The sequence below is a fragment of the Rothia sp. ZJ1223 genome (assembly GCF_016900985.1).
Classification (GTDB): Bacteria; Actinomycetota; Actinomycetes; order Actinomycetales; family Micrococcaceae; genus Rothia.
The window spans coordinates 17208-40134 of sequence record NZ_JAFEUT010000001.1 but is presented as its reverse complement, the minus strand read 5'-3'; the positions used below and the strand labels follow the sequence as shown (position 1 = coordinate 40134).

The following is a 22927-nucleotide window of genomic DNA, read 5'->3' as shown; positions in this document are numbered from 1 at the left end:
GCGCTACCACCGGGTGGAGGGTACGCAACAGGTATCAATACTACATCTAGTGGCTAATCTTTGGCAGACCCCCTAGATAGTGTGGTTGAGTCGTTTTCTGGGCAGTATCCACAAGGTGAGGTGCAGTCTCTGGGGCGAGTTTGCACGGGTTAAGCCCCGCAATCGGCAAGTTATCCACATGCCTGTTGTATCGGTTCGCCCCACGCGAGGTATCTATGACCTGTTAATCACACAAGATTTGCTTGCTTTTAAGACCCCCATTTACCCTGTGAATTTCCCGCAGAATTTCGGGCTTTTGACCTTAAAGCATCTCTTGAGGTTGAGGTATTTAACCTCCGTTGACCCTTAAATTTTCTCGTTTTATCCCCTCGGTGTGTCTGAAATTCGTGGGAGTCTCAGTACACCAAACACAAAACGCTCACAGGCGCGTCCGCCACATACACCGCGACCGAAAACCAGCGTTTTTGACAACGGTGAGAGTGGCATCAGAAAGCGCCTACGAACACTGTGGGGTGTGTGGTGGGGTTTAAAGTAGGTCTTTTTCTTTGAGTGCTTGTGAGAAGGTCGCGCCGTCGTTGGCTTCTTCCCAGAGGTCGCCGTGGGTGATTTCTTTGGCGCGGTTGTCTGCCCAGACGCGGGTGGTTTTGGAGAGGATGGTTTCGCCGGTGGTGAGGTTGCGGATGAGAATTGCGGCGACATTTTGGGGGTAGCGGACGGCGAAGCCGTTGTAGATGTCGGGGTCGCGTTGACCGTCGTCGCCGATGAGGATCCATTTCATCTGGGGGAATTCTTGGGCGAGGCGGGTGAGTTCGCGGACTTTGTGGTCTGCGCCTGAGCGGAACCAGCGGGTGGGGGTGGGGCCCCAGTCGGTGAGGAGGAAGGTGCCTTTGGGGTAGCCGTTGCGTGAGAGGAAGCGAGTGAGGGTGGGTGAGACGTTCCAGGCGCCGGTGGAGAGGTACATGATGGGGGCGGTGGGGTGTGCTTTGGTGAGGCGTTCCATGAGTACTGCCATGCCGGGGGTGGGGATGCGGGCGTGTTCGTCGACGACGAAGGAGTTCCAGGCGGCGAGCATGGGGCGGGGTAGGGCGGTGACCATGACGGTGTCGTCGACGTCTGAGAGGATTCCGATTTTTTGGTTGTCAGGGACGATGAAGACTTCAGTTTCGGCGGGTTGGGAGCGTTGGGTTTGTAGGGTGATGGTGTGGATGCCGGGTTCGAGTTGTACAGCGATTTTTTCGTCGAGGACTCCCCCTTTGTTGGTGGTGAGGTGGTAGATCGTGTTGCCGTCGATGGTGACGGTGACTGGTGCGTGGGAGATGGCGATGGATGAGAAGGAGCGCCATCCGCGGATGGCGCCTTGGGCGGTGTCGTTATGCACCATTGAGTCGATAATTTCTTCGAATCCGTCTGTTTTGTAGAGTGCCCTGCCGATGATGCGGATCCATGAGGTTGAGCCGTATCCGGGGTTAGCTACCATGACCTCTTCCAATCCTTTATCGCGAGCGCGGTTTTCGCGCCACCAGTGGATGCGAGTGCCGATGCGGTAGGCGATGTTGTCTGCTTTGTGGGCAGCGGTTTGGATGGGGTGGGTGTTCATGGGTTTCCTTGTGGGCGGTGGGTGGTGTAGTAAAGCCGCCGGGCTAGTGGGCTCGGCGGCTGTGGTGGTGGGTTTTGTTTAGTTGTGGACGAGGCGGCAGGTTGCGCTGCCGGTTCCGTGTGATTCTGAGACGTGGGTGGGGTGGGTGATGCCGGTGTCTTTGATGAAGCATTCTACTTCTGCTTCGGGGTCTTCGGCTTGTACGGTGACCCAGTAGGTTTTGCCGTGGAGGTCGGCGGTGTTGTCTGCGGTGAGTTTGTAGAAGGCTTGTTTGCCGTTGAAGGTTTCTTCGTTGCCTTCGAAGGTTTCGCCTTCTACGGTGACGCGGATGTTGCCGGGTGCGGTTTTGCCGTTTTCGGTGTGGATGGCGCCGGAGACTATGATGTCGTCGCGGTGGTCGAAGGAGTCGGTTTCTTCGAGGGCGATGCCGGTGGGTAGTGTGTGGGCGCAGCCGGTGAGGAGTGCGCCGAGGGCTAGGGTTGAGGTTGTGAGTGTGATTTTGTTTGACATGTATATGAATATATCGTGTTCGGCTTGGTTTTGGGTAAATGTGGGGGTGGTTTTTGTGAGGTGGTGGGGTGGTTGTTCCGGGGCGTGGGGTTGGTGGGTTAGAGGGCGTTTTTGTTGGTGGTGACGAGGATGAGGTTGTTGACGTGGATTTTGTCGGTGCTGAGGGGGGGAGGTCGATTTTGCCTGATTCGACGAGTTTGATGGTGTCGGGGTGGGCTGTTGATGTAGGCGATGGTGCGGGAGTTTTTGAGGTCTTTAAGTTTGCGGTGGGTGGTGGTAACTGGACTGCCAGCTTGATGTGCCATATTGGTGGCAGAGGCGCGAGCCTTGGCCTGGAGCTGTTCTAGCAGTGAGTGAGTAATGCTGTTCTATATAAAAGATTCTTCCACGCCCTCGGTGAGAGAGTGGAAGAATCTTTCACTAAATTATGTCTTTATCAAGAGGGAGGGTTTTCCGTCTTCTTTGACCCCTACCGTGGTGATGACAGGGAATCTTGGAACAGGATGAAGACTGGGACTTCTCACACGTGATGATCTGATTAGTTGCTATCAGCCTGCCTTCTTTGCAGTTCTCCGGTGGCATCTTGAATGAGATCGAGTAGTTCTGTCTCGCTCATTTCGTTCAGGGGTTTACCAGCGTCGAGGGTGATTGAAGATGTGCTTTGCTCCTCTGCCTCCTGTGAACGCTGCCCGGTTTCGGAATTTACGACAGTTACGCGTCCGTCAGGGGCAATATCAGCGCGGTAAGACACAGCCTGACCCTGACCGATGGATGCTGCCCAGTGGCCGTCACGAGCGGGCAGAATTTCGTAGGTGGTCATGCCTGCTGACCAGCGGGTAGTCCAGGCGTTATCGCCAGCAACACTGGATTCCTTGATGGCGGTCACCAGCGTTGAAGTAGCGGGCAGGTCTGTGGAGGTGTTGATGGTCAAAGGTGCGCGGGTAGTGCTCTCTTGCTGGGCGGGCACGCTGGAGATCGCGGTGATGGATTGTGAGGAACCGCGCGGGGTCAGCGGGGAGACATATTCAAGTGCCCTATCGGTCGGTGAGATCATGGTGAACTCGGCAGGGTTGCCGGCGTTCGCGTCTTCGTCATCAGTATCGGTCAGATCGTAACCGTATTTGGAACCCAGCCACTGAATCAGGGTGCCACCGGCGTTGATTGATTTGCGCTGAGTTTCAGCCAGCGAGCGCGGGTAGGTGGGACCTTCGATGCCGCGTTCGGTGAGCTGTTCGGGGGTGAGTATTTCTACGCCGTCTTTGCTGTAGAGGGCGGCTCCGTTGGGGGCGGTGGTGGTGTTCCAGAAGCCCTGGTAGGAGTAGAGGGGCACGATAATGAGGGGCTGGTTGTCGTCGGTGCAGTAGCCGTAGGCATCGTCTTCGTCGAAGTGGGCGAGAGGTGCCTTGGCGTGGATTGACCAGCGTAGGGAGTGCCAGGGCCATACAGTATTGAGGCGTTTGGTCATGCTATCGGGAATGGGGCAGAAGGTGGAGGCATCGGCGGGGATGGTGCCGGTGGTGGGCATGGTCAGGGTTTGCACGGCTTCATAACCGCCGGTGCCTAGTATTCCGCGTTCTTTGACCAAGACGGTGTAGCGGGAGGTTCCTTTGCCGGTGCCGTTGCCAGCGGTTGCTGAGGCGTCTTGGTCGGCGGGTACGTAGTGAACGTCTTCGCGATCACCGATGATTTCGCCCTGGTCACGCTGGGCGTAGTTGTTGGCGACAATCCAGGGCGCGCGATCGGCGTAACTGGTGGTCTCTTCGGTGGTGATGGTGTCTGATGTGTATTTTTGAGCGACGAGATAGGGGTGTACGGCGTAGGTGTAGGCGCCGCCGAGAACGGTAATCACCGCAGATGCCAGAGTAAGAGACGAGAACTTTTTCAGGAGGCGGTCGTTTCCGCGGTCTTTGGTAGCTACTTTCTTTTTACGGTTTTCGATGCGGTTCCATCCGTACAGCCCAATGATAAGGGGCAGGGCTATCAGAAGCAGGACGTGGGTCCATTCGCGCAGGATAGTTTCGGTGAAAGCCAGGACGCCCAAACCCCGAAACCAGATGACCGGTACAAGGCAGAGAAAGATGAGAACAGCCAGGGTACCTATCCAGCTGGCAGCTCCTACAGAGTCAGTGGTTTTCTGCGTGCCTTGCGGTGAGGGTTTTGAGTTCTTAGGGTTTATTTGGGTGGCAGTTTCTTTTTCTTTACTGCCCTGAGGGCGGGGTTTGCCGGTGGGTTGAGCGGACGCGTGGGGTTCGGGTGTGGTTTCTGCGGTCGGTTTCTGGGGGTCTTGCATGCTATTACTCCTTAACGTGAAGGGGTGGGTGCCTTGGCTTCCATAGTATCAAGAGCACTATGAACCTGTAGCTTGCATAACGAGCCACCAAGATTCCACTCATTTCTAGGTAATACTTCCCCTCAAGAGCGTAGACAACTCGAAAAAGGCACCGCCCCACCATCTTGCATAGAGCATTCGTAAGATATTTCACCCCGTTTACCAGAGGGGACTACCCATGGACTGCCCATGAACACTAAAATTTTTGTGTAGAGTTGGAAATATCAAATTGTTTTCTTTAGAAAGTAAATCTCATGATTTTGTCACAGTTAGCATCCCGCACCGCTCTTGCCAGCATCTTTCTCCTCGGCGGTAAAAGCCAGGTAGAAAACGCCGAGTATATTGGCGGAGCAGTCTCATCAGTAGCCAAAAAGTACAACCTGCTCGTAGAAGGCACCCAGGTTGCAAAACTTTCAGGCATCACCATGGCGACCTTGGGTACCACCCTCGCCCTCGGAGTTGCCCCTCGCACCTCAGCCGTAGTGCTGGCAGGCATGCTGGTTCCCACCACCGTCATCGGTCACCCCTTCTGGTCAATGGAAGACGGCGCTGAAAAGACCAACCACACCATTTCGGCTATCAAGAACCTCTCCATCATCGGCGGTCTGCTACACCTAGCAACCAAGAAGTAAAACTTCTCACTAAAAATGGGGGGGGTGGCTTAGTGCCGAACCCCCATTTTTATGCCCTCAATTCCTAAAGTGAACCCTCCGCCGTGCAAAGAAAGATGAGCTAGCGGGTTGCCCTCACCACGGTAAAGGTTTTATCGCGCATCACCTGCGTGCTTGCGCCGAATAAATCTTCAATCACGCCACGATAGCGGGCATGAGAGTTGTACACCACCAACAAAGTTCCACCGGGCACCAGCAACCGATGAGACGCTGCCAGCAGGGGGCGAACCAGCGTCATATCAACCGCCGTACCATCATGGAAGGGCGGGTTCAACAACACCAGGTCAAAAGCCGCATCGGGTAAGCGGGCAGCCGCGTCATCCCACGTAACACTCACGCGAGAATCCCCGCCCACATTAGCAATAGCACTGCGAACAGCATCACTATCAATATCTGTTGCGGTAACACTCTGCAGCTGGGAAGAGTGTTCCAGCAGCTGCACTGTTACCGAACCGTTGCCGCACCCGAAATCAAGCACGCTCGCGCTCCCCCGCCACGCATCCAGCACATCGCAGGCTACCTGCGCCAACAGCTGCCCACCGCAATCAGCCTTAGCACCAGAGAAAACCCCACCAAAACCCCGCAAAGAGATACTCTGCTGCTTCACCCCCTGTGAGCTTTCAGCACACGGCAGTGGCTCACTTGCCTCTAAACAGCGATTCTTTCCTTTGCCGCGTAAGCCCCGCACCTGAGCAAAGACCCTGCCCAGGGTCTCATTAAAAGTAATGCTCATATGCTTGGTGTTGCCACCCAGCACTAGACGGGCAGAAGGCACCGCACCACCGCTGGCAAGAAGATACTGCGAAAAAGCCTGCGCCATATCAGCGAGCGCACCGTGCGACTTGGGTAGTTTGCCCATCGCAAGGGTGCCGTGAAAGTTGTGGTAGTTCAGAAAATCTACGGGGGCGAGCGTCTCAACGGAAATCTTCCCCTGCGCGTCGATACCCGAAATGGCAACGCTATCTCGGCAGCTCACTTCTTGTAGCAGCTCGTGCAGGGCGAGGCTCGTAGCATAGGAGCGGTTGCGAACGAACACTTTTGGGCTTCTACCCTCGAATGAAGTGGACGCGCTGATCTCGGTATCCTGATGAGCGTCAAGTACCCGGGCAACAGCCCACAGGGTCAGGGCGAAACTCGCGTCCTCCAGAATAAGAACGTCGGCATCTGCCGCGTAGGCGGCGTCCGCATTAATCAGACGATCCAGGGAACTGGCGAGAGTCTCAGCTCGCGCTCGCAGGTTTTCAACAGTTGATGTATGCACTCCCCTATTATCTCACGCGCTGAACATCGCCTCAGTTTCTCCCCTGGGTGTACGGGGTGAAAGGCTAAGCTAGAAAACAGCACTTGGGGTTGTAGATGCTACTAGCAAAAACCGGGGACGCGGCCTCTGGACGTCCCACTCAGGGGCATGCGTGTCCGCCTCGGCACGTGCCCCTGCCACAGCGAGGGTTTTGATGATAAAGAATGACCTCTTTCTGTTCAACTAGTGGGATCACACCAGTCGGAAACCGAATCTCTGCTCTTCGAAATCGGTGAGGAGCTCACTCAGCGCTGATTTATTTCGGCGTCCGTAGAATTTTCTCCATCGCCTTGCCTTTGGCGAGTTCGTCAATGAGCTTATCCAAATAGCGGATTTTCTGCATGAGGGGGTCTTCAACCTCCTGTACCTTAACTCCGCACACGCTGCCGGTAATCAAGGCTGCGTTGGGGTTGAGATCTACCTCGGCGAAGAAGTCCTCAAAGCTCTTCTTCTCATCAAGTGTAGTCTGCAGCTGAGCATCGGTCAGTCCGGTCAGCCAGCAAAAAATCTCGCGAACCTCCGCTTCACTCCTACCCTTACGCACCGCTTTTGCCACATAGTTAGGGTAAACATCAGCTACTGCCGTAGAAAAAATACGGTGACTCATAGTCCCATTTTAAGACAGGACGCCGCGTCCCAGCCAGTATCCCAGGTACGCTGTCCGCAGAAAGCAGGTATTTTTTTCACTGCTTCAAATCGTGGGCAAGTCAGCTACAACCTGCTTGAAAGCAACCTTGAAATCAGCAGAGTCATCAGGGCTTGTCAGCTTTAACCTCGACCGCGACACCTCACAGTGTCACAATGCTAGCTGACTCCGCCGGCGTACCCAATCCACTCAGGGGATCTTCACTGAGCGCTCTTTTGGGGACTAAAAAGGGCAAACGTATCAACGAAATATCAACATCGTGAACGTTTGCCCTTATCAGAAAGTGGAGGTAAGGGGATTCGAACCCCTGACCTTCTGCATGCCATGCAGACGCGCTACCAACTGCGCCATACCCCCCCCTATGAATGGCTACAAACCTTTTGGGGTTCGTAACCGACTCATCTATAATAAACGCATCATTGTGCGTTTTGCAAATCGAGACTTAGCGCCCCTCCTCACCCACCACATCATCATCAGTAATGATCTTGGTGGCCTCAGCTTCGGTCTCTACCTCAGCCACAGCAGCTTCGCTCTCCACACCGAGTTCAATACGAGGAGCCTCAGCCCACAAACGGTCCAAAGCATAGAAAGCGCGATCCTCTTCATGCTGCACATGCACCACAATGTCAGCGAAATCAAGCAGAATCCAGCGTCCGGACGCACGACCTTCACGGCGAACAGGCTTCAAACCCAGTTCTTCGCGCAAGGCGTCCTCAACCTTGTCAGCAACAGCGTTGACCAAGCGCTCATTGTGCGCGCTCGCCACCAAAAAGCCGTCAATGAGACCCATCTGCTCTGAGGCATCGACCGCCAAAAGGTTGGTTGCCTGTGCATCTTCTGCCGCGCGGGCAGCTACCTTCAGGGCTTCAATTGATTCTTTAGCCGCAGCCATGTGTTCCTTTCAAAAAACCTATTCGCTCATGTGCTGGTTCGAAAACCAAAAACAAGGCTCTTAGCCATTATTCATGAAAAAGTAAGCGCCAACCATCAACAGCACGATGACAATGAGCACAACCCACAGCCACAGCATGGAACCTTTTTGCTCACCGGGGTAAATATAGGGTTGCTGTTCTGAGGCATTGTAATCATCAGCGAAAGCGATATTACGGGGTTTCGCTCCCCTGGTGGTCTGCGCCAATGCGCTCACCGAAAATTCAGAGGGAGTCTTCTCATCCGTATCTTGCGCAGAGGTTGTTTGCTCTAACTGAATCTCATCGTCAGAATCTTCCTCAAGCTCAGGCTCGGCAGAGGGCTCTGGTTCTTCATCAGCCGCTGAAAGCTGGGCTAGCTCATCGTCAGTGAACTCGGTGATTTCCTTATCAGACGCATCAGCAGAAGGCTCTCCAGCTGGGGATTCAAACGCAGCGTAGTCTTCACCGTCAGGGGCGGGCGCGTCCTGCTCACGGGTCATTACCGCATTAGCTACTGCCACAGGTTCTTGAACGCTTTGCGCCTCTGCATCGGTTTCTGCTTCTAGGTCTCCGTCTGTCTCAAGCAGAGAGCTCTGAATCTCAGCACCCGCATTAGTATCGAGGCTATCATTACTGTCGGCGACGGCATCAGCACTGTCGTGAGCCAAGTTGTTGACAGCAGCTTCATCAGTAGTTTCTGCAGCTGATGCTACGTGTGCAGCCCACGGGGTGGTCACATTCAGCGGCTGGTACTCTACAGCAAGCTCTGCGGGGGCTTGCTCAACCATAAAGTCAGACTCCCCCGATATTGCGATTGGGGAGCTTTCTACCGCCAATTTCGCCTTAGGAGATGAATCATCCGCGGCAGCTTCACTCGATCTTTCAGTCATCGACCCCTGAGCCGCAAACTCAGCAAAGCGCTGTTTGATCTCTTCTGAGGTGTCAGCGACAACCGGTGCCTGCGACAGATCGTCCAGACTACCCATAAAAGCTACGGGTTCATCGGGCAAAGGGTCACCGTTTTTCACCGCACGCAGATACTCAGCGGCATCATCACGGTAGCGCGCTAAACGACGCGGTCCCATCGGACGCGTGGGCGGCGGCACCACAGTACCGTCTTCGGCAATAAACGGTTCGTACAGGTAGGCGTCAGCCCCTAGTTCATTCTCAGGCACAGTGTTCCTCTAATCGCTGGATTACACTCTTGGAAAATTTTATCTCACACGCCCCATGCTGACAGTGGGCATACTTTTTCTTTAACGTCCATCTTGCAGAGGCAAGCCCGAAAGATAACGGTGGTCATCATCGCTATCAGCGGTGTACAGCTCGTACTTGTTGATGTACTGCACCACGCCGTCGGGCACCAGATACCACACCGGCATGCCGGCTGCCGCGCGGTCGCGCACATCCGTGGAGGAGATAGCGAGCGCAGGCACCTCAAGCAGTGCTGCTTTGCTGGTGTCTTGGAGAGCAGGTAGCTGCAGTTCATGACCGGGGCGGGTGACTCCTACAAAGTAGGCGAGGTCCCACATGTCCTCGGCATCTTTCCAGGTCATGATATGGTTCATGGCGTCTGCGCCGGTGATGAAGAAGAGGTCTGCGTTGGGGCGTTGGGCTTTGAGGTCGCGCAGGGTGTCGATGGTGTAGGTGAAGCCACCGCGGTCAATATCAACGCGAGAGACGGTGAACTGGGGGTTAGCTGCGGTAGCAACAACCGTCATGAGATAACGGTGTTCAGCGTCGGTTACGGTGCGTGAGCCCTCTTTTTGCCAGGGTTTGCCGGTGGGTACAAAGACGACTTCGTCAAGTTCCAGTACTGCGGCGGCTTCGCTGGCAGCGACCAAGTGACCGTGGTGAATGGGGTCGAAGGTTCCGCCCATGATGCCCAGGCGGATGCGTCCCTCAGTTTTTTCAGGAAGGGTAAGTGAGCCAATGGTTGAGCGCGGTTGGGGGTTCACTGTGTGGGTGCCTTTGTTGTGTGGGGTATGGAAAAGGCGGCGCGCCTTGTGTGTGGTTCAGGTGCGCCGCCGTGAGCTTGAGATGGGTAGCTCTTAGCGAGTGTGTGAGTACTTGCCCTTGTATTCGTTCAGGGCGTGGCGCTCATCGGCATCGAGGTGATTCTGGGCGTGGTGTGAACGGACGACGCCGCGACCTGAGAATGAGATGGTAATGAGGAACATCGCCAGGAATGCGATGCCGAAAGCAATGCCAAACCAGTAGGTGGGCACGCCGTAGAGGACGCGTTCGTGGTGACCTTCGGTTGCTGCTTCGCCTGCAGCCAGAATGAGTGTGTTAACCATGTCAGTTTTCCTGTCAGGGGTTGTTGATATAAAGTGTGTGTACCCCGGTGTGGGGTGTTTTTAACAGTTGTATCTAATGCTACCGGTTTTGTAAGGGCTTTGCCCGTTGGGTGCCGGTTGCTGCTGTTGCTGTGTCTTGTTCTGTTCGTGCTGTGGCGGAGTTAGGGACGGGTATGGCCATCACCGCGCACAACCCATTTGGTGGTGGTGAGCTGTTCGAGTCCCATGGGACCGCGGGCGTGCAGTTTTTGGGTGGAAATACCCACTTCTGCGCCCAGACCGAACTGACCGCCATCGGTGAAACGGGTAGAGGCGTTCACGTAAACCGCCGCTGAGTCTACCTCACGAATAAAGGTTTCGGCGTTGCTCACGGAGTCAGTGAGAATCGCCTCTGAATGGCCGGTGGAGTACTGGCGAATGTGGTGGATAGCGTCGTCAAGGTTCGCTACAGTTTTGACGGCGAGATCCAGTGAACCGTATTCGGTTGCCCAGTCCTCCTCAGTTGCGGCAACCGCGTCCGCGTCTTCGGGCAGCAGCAGACGGCTTGCATCATCAACGTGCAGACGCACACCGGCTTTCACCAGAGCATCCAGGACGCTGGTGGCGGCGTTAGCGCCTTTGGCAAGAAGCAGAGTTTCAACGGCGTTGCAGGTGCCGGGGCGCTGAGCCTTGGCATTGACCAGAATCTTAGCTGCCGCATCGCTATCTGCTAAGACATCAACAAAGATGTGGCAGTTGCCTTCCCCTGTTTCAATAACGGGCACCTGGGCGTTACGCACTACGGTCTGAATCAGGTCGCGTCCACCGCGAGGAATCAGCACGTCAATGGCACCGCGAGCCATCATAAGGGCTTGGGCGCCGTCGCGACCAAATTCATCAACGCTCTGCACACAGTCCATAGGCAGGGAGGTTTTATCAAGGGCATTGCGAATGAGGTTCACCAGAGTCTCATTAGTGCGAGCAGCAGCAGAACCACCACGCAGCATCACGGCATTACCCGATTTGATAGCAAGACCGGCGATATCCACCGTGACGTCAGGGCGCGCCTCGTAAATAGCTCCCACCACGCCCATCGGTACGCGGGACTGCACCATGCGCAAACCGTTGGGCAGGGTTGAACCGCGCACTACCTCGCCCACGGGATCAGGCAGCGTCTTCAACTCGCGCATCGCATCAGCTAGCTGCTGTACACGGTGCACATCGAGTTTAAGACGATCGAGCATAGCATCACTCATGCCCACCTTCTTTTCGCGCTCTAGATCCTCAGCGTTTGACCGAACAATAACATCGCTCTTCTTCTCCAGCTGACGGGCAATGGCTTCAAGCGCCATATTCTTCCAGTCCGTGTCAGCTTTTGCGAGCACCCGCGAAGCCACCCGCGCGTCATACGCCATATCGGTCACTGCCTTGAGCGTGTCAAGGGGAAGGGTGGTGTTGGGCTGTTCGGTCATGGCTTGCACTCCTTTGCACGTTCAAATAATCCTCTGTGGTTCACAGTACAAGAAAGGGATAGTTTTCTCTAGCTTGTGACCAGGGCAATATTGTCGGCATGAACCACCGTGCCATCAAATTCATCCCCAAGCTGATCGATAATCTCCCGGCTGTGCAACCCCACCATAGAACGCATAGAAGCTGCATCGTAGGCTGCTAACCCACGGGCAATAACGGTACCCTGCATATCTATCAGGTTCACCGGCTCGGTCGCCTCAAAGGCACCCTCCACCCCGGTGATGCCAGCCGCCAGCAAAGAATTACGACGCTTTACCGCCGCCACCGCACCAGCATCCAACATAATAGCCCCGCGGGCATCAGCGAGGTGTTCCAGCCACAGCATACGGGTAGAACGACGTGTACCGGTAGCGTAAAACCAGGTGCCAACGTCCTGCCCCGCCAGGGCTTCTCGCGCCTTAGAGGCGCTGGTGACTAAGGCGGGAATGCCGGAGGCAGCAGCCAGAGAAGCCGCCATGACTTTGGTTGCCATTCCACCTGAACCCACAGCAGAACCCGCAGCCCCGATGCTCAACCCCTCAAGAGCATCGGGAGACGATACTGTGGGCACACGGACGCCCCCCCTCATCCGGATGCTTGTCATAGAGCGCATCAACATCAGAAAGCAGCACCAAGGCATCAGCCTTGACAGTGTGAGCCACCAGGGCTGCGATACGGTCATTATCGCCAAATTTAAGCTCAGCCGTTGCCACCGCGTCATTTTCATTCACAATGGGCATAACCCCCAAATCCAGCAGACGCTCTAACTGGCGGTGTACATTGGTGTAACGATCTTGGGCAATGAGATCTTCAACGGTCAGCAGAACCTGCGAGACGGTCACTCCGTAGCGGGCAAAAATATCGGTGTAGCGGGTCATCAACAAAGACTGCCCCACAGACGCAGCAGCCTGCTGGGTTGCTAAATCCTTAGGGCGTCGTTTCAGCCCCAAAGGCGCAAGACCTGCGGCAATAGCGCCGGAGGACACAAAAACCAGCTCAACATGAGGGTTAGAGCGCTTGAGCTTTGCTAACACATCAGAAATAGTGGCAATCGCTAACTCATCTAAAGAGTTCTCCACCGATGTCAGCGATGATGACCCGACCTTGACCACAATGCGCTGTGCACGCGGCATGTGCTCCCGCTCCATCACCGGTGAAACCCCGTGAGTTTTACGGGCGCTTTTATCTACTTGCTGCTTTGCCTCTGCCACAACTGCTCTCCTCCACCCACAAAAAACTACCGCCCCACCTCTTATCAAGAAGAGGGGGACGGTAGTCATTCTACTGCCTAGTGATCGCAGATACCGCCGCTAAATTAGTTCTTTTCTTGGCGCTTAGCGTCAACAGACTCTGTCCAGATACCCGCCTTACGCTCAGCCTCCAGTTCATCACGAGCCGCAGTCTTCGCGTCCATACGCTCCTTGTACTCCACTCGCTTCTCAGCGCGGGTGGGGCGAATGAGCTCTTCCAGACGAGCGTCAGTACCACGCGGTGAACTCAATAGCTCAGCGCCGCCCACCATCGTGGGCTCCCAGTCGAAGACTACAGCGTCCGTCTGCTCACCAATCACTACAGCGTCACCGGCACGAGCACCCATCTTGAAGAGCTGATCTTCAATGCCCAAACGTGCCAGGCGGTCAGCTAGGTAACCCACGGCTTCATCGTTATTGAAGTCGGTCTGCTGAATCCAACGCTCGGGCTTTTCACCAATGACGCGGAACAAAGGCTCAAGGTTGCGCTCTTCACGGCGAATGGTGAATTCCTGCTTCTTCTTGCCGCGCATGCTCTTGGGCTTGATAACCTCAACCTCAACAACGGGTGCAGCAGCTTCACGCTTAGCCTGCTCAGCGCGGTCTTCAGCAACCAACTGAGCCATCGCAAAGCTCAGCTGACGCAGACCCTCGTGTGAAGCGGTCGAGATTTCAAAAACCCGTAGCCCGCGCTCTTCAAACATGGGGCGAACAAACTCAGCTAACTCGCGTGCCTCGGGCACATCAATCTTGTTCAATACAATCAGCTGCGGACGCTCGTGCAGGGGCACAGGAACACCGGCAGTGGGATCAACCTCGTAGTTGGCAAGCTCATTAGCAATGACCTCATAGTCGGTGATGGGGTCGCGGTTAGGCTCCAAGGTAGCGCAGTCAATGACGTGCGCCAGCGCCGATGAGCGCTCCACATGGCGCAAGAAGCGGTGACCTAAGCCCTTACCCTCAGATGCACCCTCAATCAGACCGGGGACGTCCGCCACGGTAAAGCGGGTATCGCCAGCCTCAACAACGCCTAGGTTAGGAATCAAGGTGGTGAAGGGGTAATCAGCAATCTTGGGGCGTGCCGCACTCATTGCCGCAATCAGCGAAGACTTACCAGCTGAGGGGTAACCCACCAGGGCAACATCAGCAATTGATTTAACCTCAAGCACAACATCACGCTCATCGCCGGGGGTGCCCAAGAGAGCAAAACCCGGTGCCTTACGCTTATTTGAAGCAAGAGCCGCATTGCCCAAGCCACCGTAGCCACCCTGGGCAGCTAGGTACTCGTCACCGATCTTGACCAGATCGGCAAGAACATTGCCTTCTTTATCTTTAACAACGGTTCCCTCAGGCACCGGCAAAACCAAGGTTTCACCGTTAAAACCGTGGTGCATGTCGCCGCGTCCAATATCGCCATTGGGGGCATGCTGGTGGGGGCTGTGGTGGTACTCCAACAAGGTAGTAGTCTGACCGTCTACGCGCAAGATTACATCTCCGCCGTTGCCACCGTTACCACCGTTGGGGCCACCCAGCGGCTTAAACTTTTCACGGCGTACAGACACGCAACCGTGACCACCGTGCCCACCAGAAACGTGCAAAACAACGCGATCTACAAAGTTTGCCATACTGGGCGCACTCTCCTTATAAAACAAAAAAAACTTTTCTCTACAAACCTTACGATACTCACAAGTAGGTATCAGGGAAGATTCAGCCCCTCACCGCTGCCCGCACTGCATCACTGCCAGAACGAATCAGAGGTTTCTGTTAAAACGAAAGAGGGCTCGCACATCTTTCATGTGCTCACCCTCTTTAGCGTGCCGCTAGAATAAATTATTCAGCTGCTGCAAGAATGTTGACAACCTTGCGTCCCTTACGGGTACCAAATTCAACGGTGCCTGCTGCCAAAGCGAACAGGGTATCGTCGCCACCACGGCCTACGTTAGCGCCGGGGTGAAAGTGGGTGCCACGCTGACGAACGAGAATCTCGCCTGCGTTAACAGTCTGACCGCCGTAGCGCTTAACACCGAGGTACTGAGGGTTTGAGTCACGGCCGTTGCGGGTGGAGCTTGCGCCCTTCTTATGTGCCATTAGTGCCTACCTTACAAGTAAAAGATTGAATAAAACCGATTGTACAGAAAATTATGCGTTGATCGCAGTGATCTTGACGTTGGTAAGATCTGCACGGAAGCCCTGACGCTTCTTGTAGCCGGTCTTGTTCTTGTACTTCTGAATAACGATCTTCGGGCCACGGAGGTCCTCAATCTTTTCAGCGGTTACCTTGGCTGATGCCAGGGTCTTAGCATCTGCGGTTACCTTGCCGCCATCAACGAGCAGAAGAACGGGCAGCTCAATGGTGCTACCAGCTTCGCCAGCGATGCGATCAAGGGTAATGATGTCTCCAACGGAGACCTTTTCCTGGCGGCCACCAGCGCGAACAATTGCGTATGACACTTGGGAACTCAATTCTCTTGACGTCTTTTTTAACAATGACCGTAAGTTCTGATACCTCGTACCAAAAACGTGTACTTACCGCACGCACTTGCAAGAAGTAGGTGAGGTAGATGAGAAACCGAAACTCACGGAAATGGCTGAACCTTTGTGATTTGAAAACAAGTCTTTCGAGGTTCCACTGCCTTCACGCTAACGTTTGCTTGTGAAAACAGCACCAGCACTCAAGGTTACGTTAAGACAGCCTTCAGAGCAAGCAAACCCGGCAGTGAACTGGGGCACTCCCCCATCTTTTGATAAAAGATTCCCCCGTGGTTCGTGAACCACGGGGGGGGGAATCTTATTAGTGCTTACTTGCCTTCGCGTTTGATCTCGTCAGCGGCAACACCAACACCAAGCATGACCGGTGCCTCTGCCTCGGTGGCAGGCGCAAACTCGACCTTCTCAGTAATCACTGAGACGCCCTGCGCCTGAGCTACAACGTCAGTCTTAACCTGGCTACCTGCGCCAGCGCTCACAGCACGACGACTGCGACGCTTAGGCTTGGTAGCGGTCGGTGCAATCTCAGCCTGAACTGCCGCCTGCGTTGAGGTTTCAACAGGGGGTTCGGCAACCTCACCGGCAGCACCCGGAGTAGCTACACCGGTTACACCGGTCACTACCGGGGCGTCCTGCGGCTGCACGTACTTGACGGCATCTGAGGACGCGCGACGGTTACGACGCTTGCGTCCCTCGCCCCGGTTGCTATTACCCTCGCGCTCTGAGCGGTCGGGGCGACCGCCCTCACGGGCGTTATCGGCAAGACGACCTGCCTTCTGCGATGCACGCGCACGTGCCTCACCTGCGCGAATAGCCTCGAAACGTTCGGAGTTCTGCGTGAAACGATCATCAAGATCAACGTCAGCTGACGCATCTGAATTCTCGTTCAGCTTCTCAGCATCAACCTCGCGGCGCTCCTTCTTACGAGGCTTTTCACCCTTGCCCTCAAAAACCTGAGCCAAGGATTCCAGGGTGAAGGCACCCTGCTCGCCCTCCACCTCGTCATCATCGTTCTTGTGGCCCTGGGGCAGCTCAATAACTTCGTCCCCAAGGGTTACCACAATCTCATTCTCAGATGCCGGTGCATCTGAATCGGTGCGACGGTTGTTCTTACGGCGCTTACGCTTACGCACTGACTTTGACTCTTGCTCAGCATTTTCTTCTTCGTGAGCCAGTGACGCTGCCGCGATCGTAGCCAAAGCAGCCTTACGGGACTGTGAACGCTGCTGATCCTGGGGATCACCGTGCTCTTGCTCAGTCTCGTGATTCTGACGGTGCTGCTGTGCTTTCTGGTTACGGAAGCGCTTGCGATCTTCGCGATCGAAGCGATCGTAACGGTGCATGAAATCTGAGGCTCCACCCACGCGTCCTTTCAGGGGCTGGTCGTGGACCAGCAGACCGCGACCGGCGCATGCCTCACAGGATTCCGAGAAAACCTCAAGCAAACCGGTGCCCATGCGCTTACGGGTCATCTGCACAAGCCCCAGTGAGGTTACTTCAGCAACCTGGTGCTTGGTGCGGTCACGCCCCAAGCACTCCACCAGACGGCGCAGTACCAAGTCGCGGTTAGATTCAAGAACCATGTCAATGAAGTCGATGACGATGATGCCACCGATGTCACGCAGACGCAGCTGGCGCACGATTTCTTCGGCTGCTTCAAGGTTGTTCTTGGTGACGGTTTCTTCAAGGTTGCCACCACTACCGGTGAATTTACCGGTGTTCACGTCAACAACGGTCATCGCCTCGGTGCGGTCAATTACTAAGGAACCGCCTGAGGGCAGGTAAACCTTGCGGTCCAGTGCCTTGTGCAGCTGTTCTTCAACGCGGTAGTGGTCAAAGAGGTCTTTTTCGTTATCCCAGCGCTGCAAACGATCCAAAAGATCGGGAGCAACGTAGGTAACGTAGGCTTCGATGGAATCCCAAGCGTGATCGCCCTGAACCACCATCGAGGTGAAGTCTTCATTGAACACATCACGTACGGTCTTGATGGTCAAATCAGGCTCCTGGTAGAGCATCTCCGGGGCAAGCACCTTGTTAGAGGTTGATTTGCTCTGGATTTCTTCCCACTGCACGCGCAGACGGTTAATATCGTTAGTTAGCTCTTCTTCAGAAGCTCCCTCAGCGGCGGTACGTACAATGACGCCAGCACCATCGGGCAGCTTGTCCTTGAGGATTTTCTTCAGGCGAGCACGCTCAACATCGGGTAGCTTACGGGAGATGCCGGTCATAGAGCCACCGGGTACGTAGACCAGGTAGCGGCCGGGTAGTGAGACCTGGCTGGTCAGGCGAGCGCCCTTGTGACCAACGGGGTCTTTAGTGACCTGCACGAGAACGGAGTCGCCGGCTTTCAGCGCGTTTTCGATTTTGCGCGGTGCACCGTCAAGACCTGAGACGTCCCAGTTGACCTCGCCGGCGTAGAGTACGGCGTTGCGTCCTCGTCCGATATCAACGAAGGCGGCTTCCATGGAGGGCAGAACGTTCTGTACCTTGCCCAGGTAGACGTTACCGATCAAGGAGTCCTGCTGGGTTTTAGACACGAAGTGCTCGGCGAGGACGCCGTCTTCGAGCACGCCAATCTGAATGCGATCATCTTTCTGGCGAACAATCATCTGGCGGTCGACTGATTCGCGACGTGCCAAAAACTCTGCTTCGGTGATGATGTGACGGCGGCGACCGGTGGCGCGTGATTCGCGGCGGCGCTGACGCTTGGCTTCAAGGCGGGTGGAGCCGCGCACACCGGCAACACGGTTACCGCCGGTGTGAGAGTCGGCAACGCGGGGTGCGCGTACCTTGGTGACAGTGTTCTCGGGATCATCGGTGGAGCCACCGTCGATTTCCATGTCTTCTTCACCGCGGCGACGGCGACGGCGACGGCGTGAGGTTACTTCTGCCTCGCCGGCGAGCTCCTGGGCACGGCGAGCACGGCGCTCAGCTTCCAGCTTTTCCTGGCGGGCTTTGCGTTCTGCACGGGCTTTTTCGAGTACCTCGTCGATTTCAGGTTCGTGGAAAAGCAGGGAGCTAGCCGCTGCGCGGGTCAGCTCAGCAAGTTTTTCAGCCTGAATTTCGCGCTGGGTTTTCTCGGCCTGAGTCTCAGCGGCTTCGGTCTCGTTAATGAGTTCAGCAAGCTCTGAGGCGTGGGCGTTCTCAGGGTTTGAGGCATCAACCACGAGTTTGGGGGCAGGTTTCTGCTCTGCTTTTTCCTGCTGGGTTGCTTTCTCTTCGCCCTGATCAGCGGTCTTCTCGGCGACATCGGGGGTAGCATCAGCCTGTGAATCTTCGGCTTTTGATTCTTCTGTATCTTCAGCAACCTCTTGGACGCGGAAAGTAGAGGGAGCCTCGTCCACCTTGTTCTCGGCGGTCTGGTTCAGCGGAGCTTCTTTCTGCTCGGTGGCGGTGCTAGCTGAATCAGTATTTGATGCCTCGGTTACCGGCTGCGCCTCTGAATTTTTGCGGGTACGGCGACGGGTGCGCTTAGCCGGTGCGTCCTCAGAGGCTACAGCAGACTCAGCTACAGCAGATTCGGTGCTCTGAGCATGCTTGCCGCTCTTTTTGCGCTCAGCACCCTGATTCGCTTCATCGCTCGATACGGGGTTGATGCCGCCAGTAATCTGCTCATCGGCAGAGTCTTCCGCAGCAGTGGCGTTATCAACAACCTCAAAGTTGTTTTCACTCATCTATGTTTCTCCCGCGGCACTCGCCGCCACCTACAGCAACTGCCGCATTGAAGAACGCTTTCGCGTCTTCACTCGCTAAAAACCTATGTTGCTTTGCGCAGAGGTAAGCTCAAGCCACCAGCTACTGGTGACGCGCCTACCTCTTATATAGCTTCAACCGCACGCTGGCGATCTACATTAAGGCAAAGCCAGCGTGCTACTGCCGAGCCCTTCACCTCGTGTGAGGGACTTTGTCTCTGCAGCCTTCGCGCACCTTAGAAATAGTGAAGGTGGCGGCGCGTTGCAGCATCGGGTGAGCTATCGCTGGGGAACTACTATGTACAGGTGGGTATATAGAGCTACCGCTAGCCATTATCTCATACGATATAACGCATACAACCCAGGTCAGCTACTTGCCCCGCCATTTTGTGTTGCGCACCGGTAAGTTCCCAGTATCCGTGAAGGTTACACCCTTCGGATCCGATGAGCGTCATTGAAGCGAGTAGGATAAGAAACAGAGTAAAAAGCCTCCGCCACTTGCGCTACAGACGTAGAAACCGGTGCTGAGCGCATTAAGCCCCTAACAAGGTTAAGAGACCCCCCCGTGAACTTAGACGTCAGTACAGAACCAGAAACAATCATTGCCGAGGAATCGCTGCAAGAATTGGGCGATCGGGCAGATCGCACCCTCGGACCGCTCTTACTCATCGCAAGCATCATCGCCTGGGCGGGTTCAGCTACCCTAGTGTGGGAGCGCCTGCAAATCTACATGGACGCCAACCACCAATCAGTATGCGATTTGAACGCCCTGCTCAACTGCGGCACCGTCATGCGAACCGACCAGGCAGCGGTGTTCGGCTTTCCCAACCCCTTTATCGGCATCGTAGGCTTCGCCATCGTTGCAACCATCGGCGCGGGTCTGCTAGCGGGTGGGCGCTTTCGCCCCTGGTTCTGGTGGAGCACCCAGCTGGGCGTCACCTTCGCCATGGGCTTCATACTGTGGCTCTGGTACAACACCACCTTCATCATCAACGCCCTCTGCCTCTTCTGCATGCTGGTGTGGCTGATGACCGTTCCCATCTTCATCTTTGTCACTGCCCGCAACCTCACCAACGGACTGATTCCCGCGCCCGAGCGCGTCCGCAGAATTGCCGGTGCATGGTCATGGTTCACCACGGCACTCATCTACCTTTTGCTCTTTGGAATCATTGTGATTCGCTTCTTCGAGCAGATTGTTAACCTCTTCTAAGAGATACCCAAGACCTCCACGAAGAACACAAGACCCCGCATCCTTGAGCGATTTACTCATCGAGTAGAACCTCTCAAGGACGCGGGGCACTTCTATTTCTAAAAAATCCGCCCAGTTTAGCCGAACCAGATACCAATTTCTCGCTGCGCAGATTCAGGTGAGTCAGAACCGTGTACCAGATTCTTCTGTACGTCCTCGCCCCAGTCGCGTCCGAGGTCGCCACGAATGGTTCCTGCCGGTGCCACGGTGGGATCCGAGGGACCCATAATCGTGCGAGCACCCTCAATGACGCGCTCGCCCTCAAAGACTGCTGCAACTACGGAACCAGAACTCATGAAGTCAATCAGAGGCTGGTAAAAGGGCTTACCCTCGTGCTCAGCGTAGTGCTCAGCCAGCAACTCCGCACTGGGGGTCAGCATCTTCAGCTCCACCAGTGTGTAGCCCTTAGCTTCAAAACGAGAAAGCACCTGACCGGTCAAAGAACGCTCGGTGCCATCGGGCTTTACTAAAATGAGGGTACGTTCAGTCATATTTTCACCTACCGTTGATCCATTAATATGTCACACACTACTCTAACCGGTAGAGCACAGAAAAACCCGCTTGCTGGCGAACAACCTTTGTAAATGAAAGACACCACCGGCAAACGGGTTTTGCTGAGCTTTTAGCAGCAACTAGGCGGGATTATTGCGTTCCCACTCAGCCTGAGCGCGAGCGCGTTCTGCGTTTTCGCGGTCTATCTGTTCACCTTTAGAAACGGCGTACCAGTAGCACAGGGCGAAGCAGACCGAGATGAAGAGCATCATAGATACCACTAGCGATGAGAGAATCAACAGCACCTGCAGCACCCACCCAACGGTGTAGCCCCACTTTTTGCTCAAAAAGGCGGGGGCGGCAATAAAGGCACCTACCAGGGCTAACCCAACGATCCACACGATGACCTTAACCCAGGTTTCGCTGTTGTAGAAGGTGCCAAAAGCTGCCAGGGTAGCAAAGAACGCAACCAGTGCCTCTAGGGTGAGAATGGTGGATGCGAACATGACCTTGACAGAGCGCGGCGCCCTTTTCATTCCTGGGTACCATTCACGCTGTTTTTTGGTAAGTCTTGCCATTAGGCACCCTCCCCTAGCAACATAATGGTGTCGCCCACTACCGTGATGGAACCGGTTACCAACACCGCTGAACTGTTATCTTCAGCGCCGGCTGATTCCATGGCTTCACCCACGGCATCGGGTAGCTTCTCAAAAACAGTGATATCGTTCCCGTCAAAACCCGCATCCAGCGCGATTTCGCCCAGGCGCGTCGCTTCAATAGCGCGCGCTGACGCTGAAGCAGTCACAAAGATTTTGACCGCAAAGTCGGTGGAGTCGCGGTATTCTTCACGCAGTGCCTCAAAGATGCCCAGCGCGTCCTTCTCCCCTAACACACCCACTACGAGGTAGACGTTAGAGAAGTTGAAGGACTCCTTGAAGGCGGTAGCCGAGGCGCGAATACCGTGGGGGTTATGCGCGGCGTCAACTACCACGGTGGGTTTGGTGGCGATGGTTTCAAGGCGACCGGGTGAGGTCACCGCTTCAAATCCGTCACGCACCACATCAATGTTCAGGGGCTTTTCTCCCCCGCCCAAAAACGCTTCCACCGCAGCCAGAGCAAGTGCGGCGTTATCTGCCTGGTAGTCACCAAAGAGGGGCAGGGCAATATTTTCATACTCGCCTGCCAAACCGCGCAGAGAAATCATCTGACCGCCCACGCCGGGTTTACGGTCGGTGGGGGCGAATTCGACTCCCTCAAAACGGTAGGACGCGCCCACCTCCTGCGCGCGTTCCAGCAAAACCTCTGCGGTTTCGGGCTTCTGGGCAGCTGAGATGAGGAACCCACCGGGTTTGATGATGCCCGATTTTTCGGTAGCAATCTCAGCAAGAGTTTCCCCGAGCATATCGGTGTGGTCATAGCTGATGGGGGCGATGACCGAGACCTGAGCATCTGCCACGTTGGTAGCGTCCCAGAACCCGCCAATGCCTACTTCAAGCACCATGACGTCCACCGGCTCGTCCGCGAAGATGGCGAACGCCAAGAGGGTGAGTGCTTCAAAATAGGTGATGCGCGGTGCGCCTTCAGACTCTAATTCAGCATCAACAATAGCCAGGTAGGGGGAAATTTCGTCCCAGATACGCACGAACGTATCGTCAGCAACCGGCTCACCGTTAATGCTGATGCGCTCGGTTACTTTAGAAATATGCGGTGAAGTGTAGCGCCCCACACGAATATCGTGCGCCATCAGCAGACGCTCAATCATGCGAGCGGTCGAGGTTTTACCGTTGGTGCCGGTAATGTGAATAGCCGGGGCAGCCTTTTCGGGCGAACCCAAAATTTCAACGGCGCGTTGCATGGCATCTAATCGCGGTGCCATTTTGTTTTCGGGTGCGCGAGCCAGCAGATCAGCGTAGACGGCTTCTACACCAGAACCAGCTGAGCTCCCGGCGCTGAGACCGGTGCCGGGAGCCTGAGACTCAAACACACCGGTGTTTGATTCTGACAA

20 protein-coding genes, 1 tRNA gene and 1 pseudogene are annotated in these 22927 nt (G+C 55.4%); 3 read left to right on the top strand and 19 right to left on the bottom strand.

Going from position 1 to position 22927, the window contains the following annotated elements:
- Positions 1-526: 526 nt before the first annotated feature.
- Positions 527-1597: an App1 family protein gene (locus tag JTP09_RS00180; RefSeq protein ID WP_204875714.1), complete on the bottom strand. Its 1071-nt coding sequence runs from the start codon at positions 1595-1597 to the stop codon at positions 527-529.
- A gap of 78 nt (positions 1598-1675) precedes the next feature.
- Positions 1676-2107 carry a hypothetical protein gene (locus tag JTP09_RS00175; protein WP_204875712.1) on the bottom strand — a complete coding sequence of 144 codons (432 nt, stop codon included), beginning with the start codon at positions 2105-2107 and terminating at the stop codon, positions 1676-1678.
- Positions 2108-2175: 68 nt separating this feature from the next.
- Between JTP09_RS00175 and JTP09_RS00170 the strand changes: the two genes are divergently transcribed.
- Entirely contained in the window at positions 2176-2454 is a 279-nt protein-coding gene (locus tag JTP09_RS00170) for a hypothetical protein (protein WP_204875710.1), read from the top strand.
- Between the two features lie 191 nt (positions 2455-2645).
- Here JTP09_RS00170 and JTP09_RS00165 read toward each other — a convergent pair whose 3' ends face one another.
- Positions 2646-4397 (bottom strand): hypothetical protein, encoded by a 1752-nt coding sequence (locus JTP09_RS00165; RefSeq protein WP_204875708.1) that lies wholly within the window; start codon positions 4395-4397, stop codon positions 2646-2648.
- Positions 4398-4690: 293 nt separating this feature from the next.
- Between JTP09_RS00165 and JTP09_RS00160 the strand changes: the two genes are divergently transcribed.
- Positions 4691-5068 carry a DoxX family protein gene (locus JTP09_RS00160; RefSeq protein ID WP_204875706.1) on the top strand — a complete coding sequence of 126 codons (378 nt, stop codon included), beginning with the start codon at positions 4691-4693 and terminating at the stop codon, positions 5066-5068.
- A 100-nt stretch (positions 5069-5168) separates the two neighbouring features.
- Here the strand turns inward: JTP09_RS00160 and JTP09_RS10245 are convergent, their stop codons facing one another.
- The 13 genes and pseudogenes from JTP09_RS10245 to JTP09_RS00095 form a co-directional block, all read right to left on the bottom strand.
- Complete coding sequence (locus JTP09_RS10245; RefSeq protein WP_204875704.1) at positions 5169-6368, bottom strand: methyltransferase; 1200 nt, start codon at positions 6366-6368, stop codon at positions 5169-5171.
- Positions 6369-6663: 295 nt separating this feature from the next.
- On the bottom strand, positions 6664-7014 hold the full coding sequence (locus tag JTP09_RS00150; protein WP_204875701.1) for a DUF2200 domain-containing protein: 351 nt from the start codon (positions 7012-7014) through the stop codon (positions 6664-6666).
- Between the two features lie 323 nt (positions 7015-7337).
- A tRNA-Ala gene (locus tag JTP09_RS00145) sits at positions 7338-7410 on the bottom strand.
- An 85-nt stretch (positions 7411-7495) separates the two neighbouring features.
- The gene (gene rsfS / locus JTP09_RS00140) at positions 7496-7945 is read right to left on the bottom strand and encodes a ribosome silencing factor (RefSeq protein ID WP_204875699.1); all 450 of its coding nucleotides are present in this window, start codon (positions 7943-7945) and stop codon (positions 7496-7498) included.
- 60 nt (positions 7946-8005) lie between these two features.
- Positions 8006-9139: a hypothetical protein gene (locus JTP09_RS00135; RefSeq protein ID WP_204875690.1), complete on the bottom strand. Its 1134-nt coding sequence runs from the start codon at positions 9137-9139 to the stop codon at positions 8006-8008.
- An 81-nt stretch (positions 9140-9220) separates the two neighbouring features.
- Positions 9221-9922: a nicotinate-nucleotide adenylyltransferase gene (nadD, locus tag JTP09_RS00130; RefSeq protein ID WP_204875688.1), complete on the bottom strand. Its 702-nt coding sequence runs from the start codon at positions 9920-9922 to the stop codon at positions 9221-9223.
- 93 nt (positions 9923-10015) lie between these two features.
- The gene (locus JTP09_RS00125; protein WP_204875686.1) at positions 10016-10264 is read right to left on the bottom strand and encodes a hypothetical protein; all 249 of its coding nucleotides are present in this window, start codon (positions 10262-10264) and stop codon (positions 10016-10018) included.
- Positions 10265-10425: 161 nt separating this feature from the next.
- On the bottom strand, positions 10426-11715 hold the full coding sequence (locus tag JTP09_RS00120) for a glutamate-5-semialdehyde dehydrogenase (RefSeq protein ID WP_204875684.1): 1290 nt from the start codon (positions 11713-11715) through the stop codon (positions 10426-10428).
- Positions 11716-11783: 68 nt separating this feature from the next.
- Positions 11784-12900, bottom strand: a pseudogene (proB, locus tag JTP09_RS00115) (glutamate 5-kinase).
- Between the two features lie 167 nt (positions 12901-13067).
- Positions 13068-14627: a GTPase ObgE gene (obgE, locus tag JTP09_RS00110; RefSeq protein ID WP_204875682.1), complete on the bottom strand. Its 1560-nt coding sequence runs from the start codon at positions 14625-14627 to the stop codon at positions 13068-13070.
- A gap of 205 nt (positions 14628-14832) precedes the next feature.
- Positions 14833-15090 carry a 50S ribosomal protein L27 gene (rpmA, locus tag JTP09_RS00105; protein ID WP_204875680.1) on the bottom strand — a complete coding sequence of 86 codons (258 nt, stop codon included), beginning with the start codon at positions 15088-15090 and terminating at the stop codon, positions 14833-14835.
- A 51-nt stretch (positions 15091-15141) separates the two neighbouring features.
- Positions 15142-15453 (bottom strand): 50S ribosomal protein L21, encoded by a 312-nt coding sequence (gene rplU / locus JTP09_RS00100; RefSeq protein ID WP_204875678.1) that lies wholly within the window; start codon positions 15451-15453, stop codon positions 15142-15144.
- Between the two features lie 347 nt (positions 15454-15800).
- A complete protein-coding gene (locus tag JTP09_RS00095; protein WP_204875676.1) occupies positions 15801-19163 on the bottom strand; it encodes an Rne/Rng family ribonuclease in 3363 nt (1120 codons plus the stop codon).
- Positions 19164-19746: 583 nt separating this feature from the next.
- Between JTP09_RS00095 and JTP09_RS00090 the strand changes: the two genes are divergently transcribed.
- The gene (locus tag JTP09_RS00090; RefSeq protein ID WP_204875674.1) at positions 19747-20391 is read left to right on the top strand and encodes a vitamin K epoxide reductase family protein; all 645 of its coding nucleotides are present in this window, start codon (positions 19747-19749) and stop codon (positions 20389-20391) included.
- A gap of 116 nt (positions 20392-20507) precedes the next feature.
- On the opposite strand, the gene ndk is transcribed toward JTP09_RS00090, so the two are convergent.
- From ndk to JTP09_RS00075, 3 genes are all read right to left on the bottom strand, one after another.
- A complete protein-coding gene (gene ndk, locus JTP09_RS00085; protein WP_204875672.1) occupies positions 20508-20921 on the bottom strand; it encodes a nucleoside-diphosphate kinase in 414 nt (137 codons plus the stop codon).
- A 141-nt stretch (positions 20922-21062) separates the two neighbouring features.
- Entirely contained in the window at positions 21063-21458 is a 396-nt protein-coding gene (locus JTP09_RS00080; RefSeq protein WP_370592450.1) for a DUF4233 domain-containing protein, read from the bottom strand.
- 41 nt (positions 21459-21499) lie between these two features.
- A complete protein-coding gene (locus tag JTP09_RS00075; RefSeq protein WP_370592449.1) occupies positions 21500-22927 on the bottom strand; it encodes a folylpolyglutamate synthase/dihydrofolate synthase family protein in 1428 nt (475 codons plus the stop codon).